Source organism: Microbacterium sp. T2.11-28, assembly GCF_950097975.1.
GTDB lineage: Bacteria > Actinomycetota > Actinomycetes > Actinomycetales > Microbacteriaceae > Microbacterium.
The window spans coordinates 63,733-78,031 of the sequence record NZ_CATNHF010000023.1 but is presented as its reverse complement, the minus strand read 5'-3'; the positions used below and the strand labels follow the sequence as shown (position 1 = coordinate 78,031).

Genomic DNA, 14,299 nt, shown 5'->3' with positions numbered 1-14,299 from the left:
CGGCTGTGTGAGACGGACTCCCCCGCCTGCCCAGGGCAGCCCAGGGCAGCGCGCGCAGCAGCGCCGCGATCCCGATGAGGCGAGTGGCGGAATGGGTAACGGTGAACATGCGATCCTCTTTCCCTCGATGATCAGAGGCACCGCGGGGGTGGCGGGGAACCCTCTGTCCGCGCCACTCCCGCGATGACCTCACCGGGCGATCTTCTTGGGCGTCGACGACGTGGTGACGCTCGCGTACCCCGCCTTGACACCTGTCGTCTTCACCACGACCGACTTGCCGCGGTCGGCCGAGCGCACCGTGTAGGTCGACGACGTCGCGCCCTTCACGGCCTTGCCCGACACGTACCACCGGTAGGTCACCTTCGTGCCTGCCGTCCACGTGCCCGTGACCGCGGTCAACTTCTTGCCGACCGCCGGCGTGCCGGTGATCCGCGGCTTCGACGACGTCAGCTTGCCCGCCGCGACCTTCTTCGCCGCCGACGTCTTCACCACCGAGGTGTAGCCCGCCTTCGAGCCGGTGACCGCTACCTGGACCGATCTGCCGAGGTCGGCGGCCTTCGGCGTGTACGTCGAGGACGTCGCCCCCTTCACCGCCTTGCCGCCCACGAGCCACTGGTAGGTGAGCGAGGTGCCCGCCGTCCACGTGCCCGGCTTGGCCGTCAGCTTCACGCCGACCCTCGCGGCGCCCGAGATCGTCGGCACAGCGGAGGTCAATGTGCCCGCGGCCACCGTCTTCGCCGCCGACGTCCTCGAGACCGTCGTGTACCCGGCGAGCGTTCCGGTCACCCGCACCGACAGGCTCTTGCCGTAGTCGGCGGCGACCGGGGTGTACGACGAGGAGGTCGCGCCCGAGATCGCCGTGCCGCTGCGCAGCCACTGGTAGCTCAGGTCGGCGCCCGGGGTCCACGAGCCCGCGGAGGCCGTGAGCTTCACACCGACCTTCGCCGTGCCCGAGATCGTGGGCACCGAGGACATCAGCTCCGCGGGCGCCGTCTGCACGGTGATCGACGCGACGTCGGACGTCACCGTCGCGAGTCCGTTCGACACGACGGCTCGGACGGCGCCGCCGTCATCCGCCGCCCGCACCGTGCGCGTCACGGTGGCACCGGTCTCACCGGCGATGTCCGCCCACGTGTCCGAGCCCGGACGGCGCTCCTGCCAGGTGATCGTCGGCGTCGGCGCGCCGGTCGCACCGACCGTGAAGGTGACGGTGGACGTCGGCGCCGCGGCCGTGACGGTTGCGGTGACGTCGGCCGGCTGCGCGGTGATGGCCGCCGCTTCTTCGGCGAGGGTCACGGGCGTCGCGGTCTCGAACGGGGCGAAGACCGCTCCGCCGCCGGCGAAGGTGTAGACGCCGTACTCCCCGTCCTCCTCGAACCGGCCCGAGGCCACAGCGAGCTCCACGCGGAAACCGCCGTTCTCGTCGACGACGACGCCACCGGCCTCCTCGCCTCCGATCGCCGCAAGGTCCTCCGCGTGAACGGCCCACTTCTCATCGATGACGTGGCGCCCCGAGCCGCCCTGGCTCGGCCGCCAGTCGTCCGAGAACCTGCCGAAGACGACGGCGACGCCTCCGAACGATCCCGCCAGCGGCCCCTCGGTCGCGGCCGTGTCCGTCCCCCGCGCGGTGAATCCGGAGCCCGTCACGACGATGGTCTCCCCGTCGGGATCCAGCCCCTCGGTCCGCGAGACCGTGACCGTAGGCACGGGGTCGACGGCGCTGACCTCCAGCTCATCGATCGCCGAGCGCAGCGCGGCGGTCGCCGCGTCGACCTCGGCCTGCGTGGCGCCGACTTCACCGCGGATCGCCCGCGCCCGATCCCGTGCCGGGATCACCGGCTTCCAGCTGTCGGCCGTGTACGTGGCGCTCTCCAGCGCGGCCGACCGGTCGAGCTGTGACGTGAGCCCATCCAGGTCGGCGGTCACGATGACGTGGCACCACGCGGTCTCGTTCCCCGCCGCATGGGTGAGGAGGATGTCCGTCGCACCGGGGGCGCCGGTCGCGATCTCGAAGTCGGTCCGTCCGGAGCCGGCCGCGCGACCGTCGCCCACGACGCGTGCGACGCTGTCGTCGAGCGAGACGGCGCGGATCACGTCGCCGTCCTCCGCGGGCTGGATCGTCGCCGAGACCGTCGCCGACCCGTCGGCGTCCGCGGTGAGCGCAGAGACGCACTCCAACGCGGAGCCGCCGTAGAGCTCGAACTCCCAGATGTTCAGCCCGTACTGCGTGGCGGGCAGACCGGTGAGCTTGACGTAGCGCACGTGGGCCGTCGAGAAGTCCAGAGTGTGCTGCAGAGAAGGCTGTGCCGACGTGACGCTGGTGAGCGTCGTCCACGTGGTCCCGTCGGCGGAGCCCTCGATGCGGTAGTTGTTCGATGTCCCCGATTCCCACTTCACGATCGCCCGTGACACCGAGAGCGTCGCCCCGAGGTCGACCTGGAGCCAGTGCTCGGTGGCCGCGCGTGCGGACGACCACTTGGTCGATCCCGCGCCGTCGGTCGCCTTCGAGGCCACGATCGTCGCGTTGTTGTTGTACACGCTGTCGGCGGTCGTCGGGCGGTTCAGAGCCAGGTTGCCCTTGTTGGTGGGGACCTTGGGAGCGTCGACGACCGTGCGGTCGGAGAACACCTCGAACTCCCAGAGCGACGGGCCGTAGTCCAGTGCACGGGTGAGCGTCTGCATACGGACGAAGCGGGCGCTCTGCCCTTCGATCGTGATCACGTCGATGTCGCCGTCGCTGCCGCCCGTCGGCGTCGTGTAGGCGTCCCGCCATGACGCACCGTCGTCGGACAGCTGGATCTTGTAGGTCTTCGCGTAGGCCGCCTCCCAGCGCAACCGCACGGCTCCGAGGGGGCGGGAGCTGCCGAGGTCGACCTGCGCCCACGCGCTGTTCGCGTTGTTGCCCCGCCAACGCGTGTTCGGGTCGCCGTCCGTCATCAAGTAGACGAGGTTGTAGCCGGCGTAGCCCGATGCGCGCGTCGCGGCGTCGGCCGCGAGGTTCACCCCTGAGGTCACCGTCAGCTCGCGGATGCCGTAGCGATCGCCGCCGCCGTCCCGCATGACGAGTCGGACATGGCCGGCAGCGGTCGGGGTGATCGGCACCTCCGTCACGCCACCCGAGCCGTCCACGATGTGCGCGTGGTCGATCCAGTCGACGCCGTCGCGCGACGTCTGCACGACGAAGTCCGTGGCGAACTCGTCCGCCCAGTCGATCGTGACGCCGGTCGCCCATGACCCGCGCGCGAGGCGGGTGTCCACCCACGCGACGGGGTGGCTGTCGGACGTCCAGAGCGTGTCGCGGTCGCCGTCGCCGAGGGCGGCCACGTCGGCTCCTGGCGCACTGCTGCTGGCGGAGTACGCCGAATCGTCGGGCAGCTCCCCGGCGACCAGAGCCGCGGTCACGGTCTTGCCCAGGTTCGCGCCCGCGCCGAGGGCGAACACGCCGGAGGCGGAGCGGTCGCCGTCGGCCAGCGAGACGCGCACCGTCAGGCCCGGTCGGTCGGGGTTGGCGACGCTCACCATCGGCTGCTCGCCGCTCTCGTCGAGGAGGACCAGGCTCGGCTGATCGACCGTGAGGGAGCGGCCACCGCCGAGGTCGAGCGATCCCGCGGCCGCGAAGGTCGCCATCGTGACGTCGAGCCCGGCGTGGCGGACGGCCTGCACTGCGGTGTCGTTCCGCAGGGTGACGACGTCGGGATCGGCGGCATAGGCCTCGACGTCCGCCGGCTCGGCAGCAGGGAGCACGGTGTAGTCGTAGGACCCGTCGCTCGGCGTCGTGCCATGGTCGATGAAGAGGCTGAACGCGTCGCGCGTGACGGGCTCCGCGCCGGGCCATGAGCCGCTCTGGGCCTTGTTCGAGACCTTCACGTCCTGGCCCGCGGCGAAGACGTAGCCGATCTCGTCGTTGTACGCCCAGCGGGCATCCCCCGCGCTCTGCGCATCGGTGCCGGCGGCGACCGTCGCACCCCCGACCGCGGCGTTCGCCTCCGCCACCGCCTGGTTGATGGTGGTGTGCACCGGGGAGGCGGACGTGGAGCGGATGTCCGTTCCGAGCGCCACCATCTCGTCGTCGAACGTGAAATAGCTCTTCTGCCCGGTGGTGCCGGCGGTGTCGAGGGTGAGCACGCTCAGCCCGTAGCGGCCGTTCGAGACGCCGCCGGTGAAGCTCCCGCCGTCGCCGTTGCGTCCGCGGTTCTCCACGCCGCGCTCGGTGCGCTTGACGTACGGAGCGGTGACGCCCGGGTAGTGGTACCAGTCGAACGTCGGTCCGAGGTCGAGATACTCGCGGTTGTCGACCTGGATGGCGGTGGAGCCCATCGCGTTCCAGTAGACGGGGTTGCCGATCGCGTCGTCGTACGCCGTGCGGAGCTCGGCGCCGAATGTGCGGGAGGAGTTCAGCCGGATGAAGATGCCGTACTCGTCGCGAAGGTGGGAGCTGAACTCCGACCGCCAGAAGTACTTGTCACCGGTCGCTCCGTTCGTCCGGGTCTTGCCGAGCACTCCATCGAGGACGGCCTGGTACGCCGTGCTGTAGAGAGGATCGGTGCGGGCCATCCGCTGGTACGCCTCGATGAACTCGGACGCGTGACTCGTGACGCCCTGGATCGTCTTGGGCGCTCGGTAGTTGAGGTAGAGCATCCCGATCTCGCCGCGGATCATCCACCGCGTGCCGTCGATGGCATAGAAGGCGATGGAGTCCAGCTGCTCCCGCGTGAAGGCGAGGGAGGTGCCGCGTGCGACGTCCGCCCACAGCGCGGCGGAGGTCAGCAGGACCATCCCGTATCCCTCGCTGTAGAGCTGCGCGCCGTGCGCCCAGAAGCTCGCGTCCGGCTGCACCGCCTCGTTGACGGCGCCGGAGCGATCGACGGCGATCGTGGCGACCATGGTCGCGAAGCCGGCGGCGATGTTCTGGGTGTTCCCGGTCGCGAAGGCCTCGAACAGGTAGTTCGTCGTGCGCCAGGCGCCGTTGGCGCCGGCCGGGTCGAGCTTTCCCGTGTTGTGGGTGAGAGCCACCGCGAACGCCTCCTCGCTGAGGACGTCGCGGAGCAGCAGCGAGAGCCGGCCCATGGCGATCGACTCGCCGATCTCCGTCTCCCACCAGTTCGAGTTGCCCGGATTGACACGATCCCAGTGCAGGAGCGCGCGTTCGATCGCGAGCAGCACCGTCGGGTCGTCGTAGCCGGCGGCGCCCGGATCGCGGTACGCGTGGGCGAGAGCGAGCATCCGGTAGAGCGCGATGTAGGCCGACCACGTGGCCCCGTTCGCAGAGCTCGTGCGGTCGGCGTAGTCGACGTCCGACCAGGATCCGTCGGCGTTCTGACTCTCCACGTACTCGAGTGCCTCCGAGGCCCGAGCCAGGTAGATGCCGTTCGCGATGATGATCTCGTCGCCCTGACTCAGGTAGTACCCCTGAAGCCGTGCGATCACAGTGTCCACGTCGTCATCGGCGGTGGCGGCGGGCGCCGGGCCGGCGACGATCCCCGCGACGCTGAGCACGAGGACGAGCGCGAGGGCGAGCAACGATCTGACGCGGTTCATGAGGGCTCCTTTGCCGACGGCGCTCCCACAGATCTGGGTCGCCGGAACATCTTCTGCGGTTGTCTGCGCACGGGCGGGCCCGGCGGGATCGGGATGCGGGAGGGATCTCGCCGGCCGGCGGTTCGGCACCGGCCGGCGAGACCTCGGGGGGGGGTGGTCAGCCCTGGGGCTGGGCGGGTCAGCCCTGGGGTGGGGTCAGCCCTGCGCGGCCAGTCCGTCGATCGTGTCCGCCGCGGTCTGCATGACCTCGGCGAGGTCGCCTTCACCGGACATCACGCCCTGACTCCAGGCATCGCGGAACGTCTGCCAGATCTCGACGGTGTTCGGGATGTTGGGCACGTCGACCGTCAGCGGCACCGAGAGCGAGAACGTCTCGAGCACGGGCTTCGACGCCAGGTAGTCCGCGGCGATCTCCGAGATGTCCGTGCGGATGGGGAACTGCCCGGTCGTCTCGAGGAGGGCGATGTCGTTGTCCGCGTTCATCGAGAACTTCACGAAGTCCCACGCGGTCTGCTTGTTCTCGCACGAGGTGTACAGGCCGACGTTCTTGGAGTCGCCGAAGGTGTAGGTCTGATCGGCGGCGGTTCCCTCCGCCGTGGGCAGCGGGACGATGCCGTAGTCGACCTTGCCGTCGAATGCACCGGCACCCCAGGGACCCGCGATGCCCATGGCGGAGACGCCGTCGGCGAAGGGGCCGGCCCAGGCGTCGCCGCTGTAGGCCTCCGCCGAGGCGTAGCCCTCGGCGTACAGCGTCTTCCAGAACTCGAGCGTCTCGAGTCCCTCATCGCTGGTGAACGCCGCCTTGTCGTCGACGACGAGCTGGGTCCCGCCGGAGTTGGCGAGGAAGAACGGGTAGAAGTCGAACAGCGAGTTCGTGTAGTCGCTCGATGCCGGCGGGTACAGCACGAAGTCCGTCGCGCCCGACTCCTTGATGGCCTTCGCCGCTGCGAGGACGTCGTCGTACGTGGCCAGCTGCGGGTTCTCGGCGTCCAGTCCGGCTTCGGCGAACGCGGTCTTGTTGTAGTAGAGCATGAACGGGTTGGCCTTCCAGGGGACCTGGTAGAGCCCGCCGTCCGGCGAGCGGAAGCCCTCCGCGGCATCTCCCGAGCGCTCGGCGATGAACGAATCGCCGTCCTCGAACGTCTCGGAGATGTTGACCAGGCCGCCCTGCTTCTGGAACGCGGGCACCGCTGCGGGTGCGGTGTTGTACACCAGGCAGGGGGTGTTGCCGGCGGTGATCGCCGCGGAGATCGCGTCCTCGGACGACTTGCCCGAGGGGATGGCCTCCGCGCTCACCTGCTCGTCCGGGTGCTCGGCGTTCCAGGCCTCGACGACGGCCTCGCCCCAGGCGATCTCCTGCTCGTTGGTGGAATACCAGATCTTGATCGGACCCGACGTGAGCTCGCTCGCCTCACCGGTCCCCGGGCTGGTCGCCCCGCACGCGGCCAGGGGCAGCGCGACGGCGACGAACATGACTGCAGCTGCGTAACGCTTCATTGCGCAGATCTCTCTTTCGTTGGGAAGTCGCCCACGGACTTCCGGCTGTGTTGGTCGGAGTGGACCGATGTCGTCGTCAGACGCGGCCGGTCGGGATCCGGTGCTTGCGTGATCAGTAAACCGGTTTTTGTCGGACCTGTCAATGGTGGCGACAGGACCGAGCCCTGAGCCGCGATATGCGCGGAATTACGGGCTTCAGCTGTGCACACCGCGCCCATCCGCCAACTAAACGAGAACTAAAGTTCTCGATCGACCTGCTCAGCGATCGGAGTGCACCAGTTCGGCGACGCCAATCGACGAGTCCGCCATGCCGTAGAACACGAAGTGACGGCCGGCGATCTCCTCGATCGCGGTCGGGAAGACGACGTTTCCGAGCGTGCCGCTCGTCTCTTCCGCCGTCTCCGGCGCCAGCAGGGGCTCAGGCGTGCGTGCGATCACCCGCCGCGGGTCCGACGCGTCGAGCAGGATCGCCCCCGCGGTGTACCGCGACCCATGGGCGAGCTCGAACCCCTTCGGCACCGGGCCGGAGACGCCGTGGTGAAGCAGCAGCCAGCCCTCGGGAACCCGGAGCGGTGCCGGTCCGGCGCCGATCTTGGCCTCTTCGTACGCCGCCTCCGGCGCGGCGATCATGGCGGAATGCTCGACGCGGGTCAGTGCACGCACGTCGCGCCGCGCGGCCTCGAGGTCGACGTAGCCGATCCAGATCGAGAGGCGCTCGTCGTCGATGCCGGCCGGCGTGCGGATCCCCTCTCCCGGCCGCAGCCAGTCGAGGTCCCACATGGGCCGGTGGAGGAGTACGAGAGCAGGCCGCCCGTCGGGGCCGGCGACCGCCTCGGGGAAGAACACGATGTCCTTGTTCGCGAACAGATTGAGGTCGGAGTCGAGGTCGGGCTGGTAGGCGAAGTGGAGGGGGCCGAGGCGCCGCCATGCGACGGTGTCCTCCGAGACGGCGAGCGCCGGCTTCGGCCCCAGGGGCCCATACGCGATGTACGTCATCACGTGGATGCCGAGGGGCTCGACGTAGGTGATGCGCGGATCCTCGACGCCGCCGTTCAGGCGGCCGTGCTCCCAGCCCTGGTCCGGAGCGAGCACAACTCCGAGACGCTCCACGCCGACGGGCACGCCGTCTTCGATGATGACGCGAGCACGTGCGATACGGGACACGTTCCCCTTCGCGACGATGCGCGGGTAGAGGTAGAGCTCACCGTCGGGCCCCCACGCCGTGCCGGGGTTGAGCACTCCCTCCGCTTCGAAGGGCTCGTGGGGGTCTGCGGTCATGATCGTCGCGATGCGGTGCAGCTGGTACGGGACGGTGCGGATGTCGAGGTCAGTCATGTCGTTTCCTAGGTCGAACGGGGGGCGTCGAGGGCGCCGGCTCGGCGGGCGTCAGCCCTTGATGGCCGAGCCCAGGTTGGCGGAGGTGAAGGAGCGCTGGAACAGCAGGAACAGCACGACCACCGGCACCGCCAGCACGCAGGCGCCGGCGAGCACCGCGCCCATCGGGTTGGCGAGGAACGATCCGTTCGTCTGTGAGAAGTTCGCCAGGCTCACGGCGAGCGGCTGCATGGCCGCCTCCTTGGTCACGAGGAACGGCCAGAGGAACTCGTTCCACGGTCCGATGAAGGTGACGAGCATCGCGGTGAGAACCGCCGGTCGCACCAGCGGCACTGCGATCGAGATCAGGATGCGCAGCTCGCCGGCGCCGTCGATGCGGGCCGCGTCGAAGATGTCGCGCGGGATCTGCAGGAAGTACTGACGGAAGATCAGGACGGCGACCGAGTTGATCGCGAACGGCAGGATCATGCCGAGGAACGTGTCGGCGAGGTCGAAGTAGCGCACGATCATCACGTAGAGCGGGATCATCAGCAGCTGGAACGGGATGGCCTGGACCAGCAGGACCATCGCGAAGACCACGCCGCGGCCGCGGAACGACAGGACGGCGAGCGCGTACCCGACCAGGAGGCCGAACACGAGGGTGCAGGCGACGACGCCCGCCGTCATGATGAAGGAGTTCAGGAGCGAGCGGAGCAGGTCGATCGACGCGTTGATCTCCGCGAAGTTGTCGAGCGTCAGGTTGCCGGGGAGGGGCAGGAGTCCGACGAGGCTGGTGTCACGTCTCTCCTGCAGCGCCCCCATGACCATGTAGTAGAAGGGGATGAGAGCGGCGAGGGCGCCGACGAGCAGCAGGGCGAACCGCAGCACCGGCAGGATGCCGCGCCGCACGCGTCGAGGGGATGCCGTCGCGGCGCCGCGCGCCTCGGCGGACGGGGGCGTCGATGTCTCGGCATCCGAGGTGATGGTCATTTGCTTCCCTCCGTGATCCGGCGCGACACGAGCGAGACGACCATGACCCCGACGACGAGGATCAGGCCGATGGCTGCGGCGATGTCGGGCTGTCCCTGCTGGATGCCCTTCTGGTACATGAGCAGCGCCGGCGTCATCGACGCGCCGTTGGGACCGCCGCCGGTGAGCAGGTACGGCTCGGTGAAGATCTGCCCGGTCGTGATGATCGAGAGGAGGACGACCAGTGAGGTCACCGGCCGCACGGCGGGCAGGGTCACCGAACGGAAGCGCTGCCAGCGACCGGCGCCGTCGAGCTGCGCCGCCTCGTGCAGCTCCGCGGGGACGTTCTGCAGCGCCGCGAGGTACAGGAGGATGTAGAACCCGAGGTTCTTCCACGTCACGTAGACGGCGATCAGCGGCATGATGAGAGCCGGATTCGCGAGCCACGAGGGTTCCGGCGCCAGCGAGCCCAGCAGGTTGTTCACGACGCCGTTGCCGTTGAACAGGAAGATCCAGACCGCGATGGTCGCGACGGACGCCGTCACATAGGGGATGTAGTACGACACCCGGAAGAACCCCTTCCAGTGCACCACCGCGTCCAGGCCCGACGACAGCAGCAGTCCGAGGACGACCGTCAGGGGCACGTTGATCACCAGGAACACGAGGAGGTTCAGGAACGACTGCCGCACGACCGGGTCGTCCAGCACGGCGGCGAAGTTGTCGAAGCCGACGAACGGGTGCGGCACCTCCACGCCGGGAGCGGTGAAGTAGAAGTCGTGGAACGCCATCCAGATCCCGTAGCCGAACGGGATCAGGAAGATCACGACGACGAACGCCACATACGGCGTGCTCAGCAGCAGGCCCAGGGGGTTCTCCCCGAGCCAGTGCTGAAGGCGTTGCTGCGGCGCCCGTCGAGGCGGGCGGGCCGTGCGCGGGGCCGTCGCCGCGGACGGGCTCGCCGTCGATGCCTGCACGTCGCTGCGCGCCATTGCGTACTCCTCGTCTCCTGAGCCGTCCGCCCGGCCATCGGGCCTGCTGATCCTGCGGGCGACACGGCTAGTAAACCGGTTTTGTTCGAACACGTCAATTTGATCGAGTGCGCGCCCTCACGACAGGGAAATCGTGGGCGATGGGATGCGCACGTCTCCTAAATCTCACCTAAACGCGCGCTATGATCGCGAGTGTGAAAGACGCAGCGAACGGCATCGTTCCCCCCGGGGGGCCTGGCCCCATCCGGCCCTCACGATCGGAGGCCCGGGAGCGACGGGTGACCATCGGCGATGTCGCCGCTCGGGCGAAGGTGTCCAAGAGCGCCGTGTCCTTCGTCTTCAACGGCCGCTCCGGTGTGGGCGAGGCCGCTCGTGATCGGATCCTGCAGGCAGCCGAGGAGCTCGGCTGGCGACCGGACGCACGGGCACGCGCACTCTCGCGCAGCCGTGCGCAGGCCTTCGGCCTGGTGGTTCGTCGCGAGGCCGAGCTGCTCAGCACGGACCCGTTCTTCCCGCAGTTCGTCGCCGGCGTCGAGAGCGGCCTGTCCGAGGTGAAGTACGCGCTCGTCCTCCAGGTGGTCGACAACGAGCAGACCGAGCGCGACGCCTACGTGCGGTTCGCCCACGAGGCGCGGGTCGACGGGGTGTTCCTCACCGACCTCCGTATCGACGACGAGCGGCCTCGGGAACTCGATGAGCTGGGTCTTCCCTGCGTCATGGTGGGCCCCACGGAGGCCGGCTCCGACGCGAGCCGGTTGATCGGACTCGACGACGCCGCCGGGATCCGGCGGGCCGTCCGGCACCTGTACGCGCTCGGACACCGTCGGATAGCCCATGTCGCCGGATCCGACCGGTACGTGCACTCGGAGGCGCGCCGTCGCGCGTGGCTCGATGAGATGGACCAACTCGGGCTCGAGCCGGGACCCGTCGTCGACGCGGACTTCACGGGGGCGTCGGGGGCGCGCGCCACCCATGAGCTCCTCGATCTGGCCCGCCCCCCGAGCGCGATCGTGTACGCGAACGACCTGATGGCGATCGCGGGCATGTCCGCCGCGAACGACCGCGGCGTCCGCGTGCCGCACGATCTGTCCGTCGTCGGCTTCGACGACATCCCCCTCGCTCCGTACGTGGTGCCGCCGCTGACGACGGTGCGACAGGACGTCTTCGAGTGGGCGCGCGTCTGCGCGAAGACACTCGTCGCCATCGTGGAGGGCACGACGCCCGAGGTGCCGGCTCTGCCGCCCGTGGACTTCATCGTCCGCGGCAGCACCGGCCCCGCGAAGCAGCTGTGACCGTCGCGGAGTGAGCATCATGGCACCGCTGCGCCTCGTCGCCTTCGACCTGGACGACACCCTCGCCCCTTCGAAGTCGCAGATAGACCCCCGGATCGGCGAGCTCCTCGCCGCCCTCGTGCAGCGCGTGGAAGTCGCGATCATCTCAGGAGGCACGCTCGGGCAGTTCCGCGCGCAGGTCGTCGACCACCTCCCGCCCCTCCCGGGCGCCGCCCTCGCCCACCTCCATCTGCTCCCCACCTGCGGAACGCAGTACTACCGGGTCGGTTCGGACGGCCCGGAGGAGGTGTACGCGAACCTGCTCGCCCCCGATCAGACGGCGCGCGCGCTCGCCGCTCTCGAGAGCGAGTCCCGGCGCCTGGGGCTCTGGGAGACCCACACCTGGGGACCCGTCCTCGAGGATCGGGGATCGCAGGTCACCTTCTCCGCACTCGGGCAGCACGCCCCCGTCGACGCGAAGAGCGCCTGGGACGTCGACGGACGCAAGAAGGACGAGCTGCGGCGAGCGGTGGCCGCCGTGCTGCCCGATCTCGAGGTGCGCTCGGGAGGCTCGACCTCGATCGACGTCACGGAGCGCGGGATCGACAAGGCCTACGGGATGCGTCGGCTCTCCGCAGCCACCGGCATACCGCTCGACGACATGCTGTTCGTCGGCGACCGCCTCGACGTGCACGGCAACGACTACCCGGTGCTCGCTCTCGGCGTCGCGTGTCAGGCCGTCGAGAACTGGGAGGACACCGCGCGGTTCCTGCAGGCGCTGATCCCGACGCTTCCGGCGCGCTGAGTGATGCACGCCGGCGGCGTCTCGTCACCCGCGGATGTTTACGACATCATGAAGGTGGGAGCGTCGGGAACCGGCTCGACCTCCGGTATCCTCGGCGCCCGGTCGCTGCGGGACGCCGCTGCCGAGTTCATCGAGGCCGCGCGTCGGGGCTTCAACGCCGCGACCGCCCGCCTCCCGGCTTCGTAGCACCCGTCCGAACGCCGCAAGAGGTCCCACCCGCGTGTACTCGCTCCTTCTCGCGATCATCTACTTCGCCTTCGTCAGCCTGGGGCTTCCGGACTCCCTCCTGGGTGCCGGGTGGCCCGTCATGCACCGGGATCTGGACGTCCCCATCGCCTTCGCCGGCCTGGTCGCCATGATCATCGCCGGTGGAACGATCCTCTCGAGCCTCGCGTCGGAACGCGTGACGCGCAGGTTCGGTGCGGGAGCAGTGACCGCGGTGAGCGTCGGGATGACCGCGGCCGCGCTTCTGGGCTTCTCCGCGTCCGGCTCCTTCTGGATGCTGTGCGTGTGGGCGATCCCCTACGGCCTCGGTGCGGGCGCCGTCGACGCGGCGCTCAACAACTACGTCGCCGTGCACTACGCCGCGCGCCACATGAACTGGCTGCACGCGTGCTGGGGGCTCGGTGCCGCCGCGAGCCCGTTCATCATGAGCTACGCGCTGGCGGCGGAGCACGGCTGGTCCGGCGCGTACCTCGCGGTCGGCGTGGTGCAGGTCGTCCTGAGCGTCGCCCTGTTGATCAGCCTGCCCCTCTGGGGCAGGGTCAACCCGACGAAGCCGGACTCGGCCGAGGAAGCCGCCGCACCGGGAGAGTCGGGGACCGGACGCCATGTGCGCCTGGTGGAGGCGATCCGCATCCCGGGCGTCGGGCTCATCCTGACCGCGTTCTTCGCCTACTGCGCTCTCGAGAGCACGGCGATCCTCTGGACGTCGTCCTATCTCGTCACGGACCGTGGCATCGACCCCGCCACGGCGGCGGCGTTCGCATCGCTCTTCCTCCTCGGCATCACCGCGGGGCGATTCCTGGCGGGCTTCGTCGCCGATCGGGTCGGCGACACCGTCATGATCCGCGGCGGTTTCATCGCGGCGGGCGCGGGGGTCCTCCTGCTCGCCCTCCCCCTGGAGGCCGACGCGCCCGCCCTCGCCGGGCTCGCGCTCCTCGGCCTCGGCTGCGCACCGATCTACCCGGCCATCATCCATTCCACCCCGGTCAACTTCGGCCGACGCAACTCCCAGGCCGTCATCGGCATCCAGATGGCTGCCGCCTACACGGGTTCGACGCTGGCACCGCCGCTGCTGGGTGCGCTCGCGGACGGCGCGGGGATGTGGGTCTTCCCGCCGTTCCTCGCCGGGCTCGTGATCCTCGGCCTCGTCATGTCGGAGATGCTCAACGCCCGAGTCCGCCGCGGACTCGCGTCGTCGAGCGAACTCGACGCGACTACCGACGCCCCTCACGACGCGGCGAGATGAAGAGCCCGGCGCCGAGGAGCCCGGCCAGCGCGAGCACGGTGATCTGACCGATCTGGTCGGACACCGTCATGTGCGCCAGGTGCGTCACGTGGTAGGCGAAATGGAGCACGCCGAACGTGGTCCACGCGACTCCCAGCAAGCGGTAGCCCACCTGGGAGCGACAGATCAGTCCGAACACGCTCGCCAGTCCCAGCGCGAGGTACTGGGCGCCGTGGTCTCGGATCAGGTGCTCGTTGAAAGGTCCGTCCTGCGAGATCCACTCCCCCAGCACGGCGGGGAACGAGTCGTAGAACTCGCGAGGGAACACGTACGCCCAGATGCCGACGACCGCCGCGATGACGATCGAGCCGATCAGCGCGGCGAGTTGTACGGCACCGACGCGTGCGTCGGTGGGGGCGGGTGAGGGGCTCGGGAAGCGGCCGTTCGTCATCGCCGTCACGCTCCG

The 14,299-nt window shown here is 69.5% G+C and carries 10 protein-coding genes; 4 read left to right on the top strand and 6 right to left on the bottom strand.

Annotated features, from left to right (window positions below; genetic code table 11):
• Positions 1–189: 189 nt before the first annotated feature.
• The 5 genes from QQZ13_RS09990 to QQZ13_RS09970 form a co-directional block, all read right to left on the bottom strand.
• Positions 190–5,538, bottom strand: coding sequence for a polysaccharide lyase family 8 super-sandwich domain-containing protein (locus QQZ13_RS09990; protein ID WP_284528886.1), 5,349 nt, complete (start codon positions 5,536–5,538; stop codon positions 190–192).
• A gap of 195 nt (positions 5,539–5,733) precedes the next feature.
• A complete protein-coding gene (locus tag QQZ13_RS09985; RefSeq protein ID WP_284528885.1) occupies positions 5,734–7,035 on the bottom strand; it encodes a sugar ABC transporter substrate-binding protein in 1,302 nt (433 codons plus the stop codon).
• Between the two features lie 258 nt (positions 7,036–7,293).
• Entirely contained in the window at positions 7,294–8,370 is a 1,077-nt protein-coding gene (locus tag QQZ13_RS09980) for a glycosidase (RefSeq protein ID WP_284528884.1), read from the bottom strand.
• 51 nt (positions 8,371–8,421) lie between these two features.
• A complete protein-coding gene (locus QQZ13_RS09975; RefSeq protein WP_284529168.1) occupies positions 8,422–9,177 on the bottom strand; it encodes a carbohydrate ABC transporter permease in 756 nt (251 codons plus the stop codon).
• Between the two features lie 158 nt (positions 9,178–9,335).
• Positions 9,336–10,307 carry a carbohydrate ABC transporter permease gene (locus QQZ13_RS09970; RefSeq protein WP_284528883.1) on the bottom strand — a complete coding sequence of 324 codons (972 nt, stop codon included), beginning with the start codon at positions 10,305–10,307 and terminating at the stop codon, positions 9,336–9,338.
• Between the two features lie 278 nt (positions 10,308–10,585).
• On the opposite strand from QQZ13_RS09970, the gene QQZ13_RS09965 reads away from it, so the two are divergent.
• From QQZ13_RS09965 to QQZ13_RS09950, 4 genes are read left to right on the top strand one after another with little or no spacing between them, the layout of a single operon-like run.
• Complete coding sequence (locus QQZ13_RS09965; RefSeq protein ID WP_284528882.1) at positions 10,586–11,599, top strand: LacI family DNA-binding transcriptional regulator; 1,014 nt, start codon at positions 10,586–10,588, stop codon at positions 11,597–11,599.
• A gap of 19 nt (positions 11,600–11,618) precedes the next feature.
• On the top strand, positions 11,619–12,383 hold the full coding sequence (locus QQZ13_RS09960; RefSeq protein WP_284529167.1) for an HAD-IIB family hydrolase: 765 nt from the start codon (positions 11,619–11,621) through the stop codon (positions 12,381–12,383).
• Positions 12,384–12,569, top strand: coding sequence for a hypothetical protein (locus QQZ13_RS09955; RefSeq protein ID WP_284528881.1), 186 nt, complete (start codon positions 12,384–12,386; stop codon positions 12,567–12,569).
• Positions 12,570–12,603: 34 nt separating this feature from the next.
• Positions 12,604–13,854 carry a sugar MFS transporter gene (locus tag QQZ13_RS09950; RefSeq protein ID WP_284528880.1) on the top strand — a complete coding sequence of 417 codons (1,251 nt, stop codon included), beginning with the start codon at positions 12,604–12,606 and terminating at the stop codon, positions 13,852–13,854.
• Here QQZ13_RS09950 and QQZ13_RS09945 read toward each other — a convergent pair.
• Positions 13,823–14,284 (bottom strand): hypothetical protein, encoded by a 462-nt coding sequence (locus QQZ13_RS09945; protein ID WP_284528879.1) that lies wholly within the window; start codon positions 14,282–14,284, stop codon positions 13,823–13,825. The two genes, QQZ13_RS09950 and QQZ13_RS09945, sit on opposite strands and share 32 nt — an antisense overlap.
• Positions 14,285–14,299: the final 15 nt, after the last annotated feature.

Excerpts from the sequence above, each read along its gene's own strand:
- QQZ13_RS09970 (WP_284528883.1), bottom strand. The coding sequence starts at position 10,307 with ATGGCGCGCAGCGACGTGCAGGCATCGACGGCGAGCCCGTCCGCGGCG.
- QQZ13_RS09990 (WP_284528886.1), bottom strand. The coding sequence starts at position 5,538 with ATGAACCGCGTCAGATCGTTGCTCGCCCTCGCGCTCGTCCTCGTGCTC.
- QQZ13_RS09980 (WP_284528884.1), bottom strand. The coding sequence starts at position 8,370 with ATGACTGACCTCGACATCCGCACCGTCCCGTACCAGCTGCACCGCATC.
- QQZ13_RS09985 (WP_284528885.1), bottom strand. The coding sequence starts at position 7,035 with ATGAAGCGTTACGCAGCTGCAGTCATGTTCGTCGCCGTCGCGCTGCCC.
- QQZ13_RS09960 (WP_284529167.1), top strand. The coding sequence starts at position 11,619 with ATGGCACCGCTGCGCCTCGTCGCCTTCGACCTGGACGACACCCTCGCC.
- QQZ13_RS09945 (WP_284528879.1), bottom strand. The coding sequence starts at position 14,284 with ATGACGAACGGCCGCTTCCCGAGCCCCTCACCCGCCCCCACCGACGCA.
- QQZ13_RS09975 (WP_284529168.1), bottom strand. The coding sequence starts at position 9,177 with ATGGTCATGGGGGCGCTGCAGGAGAGACGTGACACCAGCCTCGTCGGA.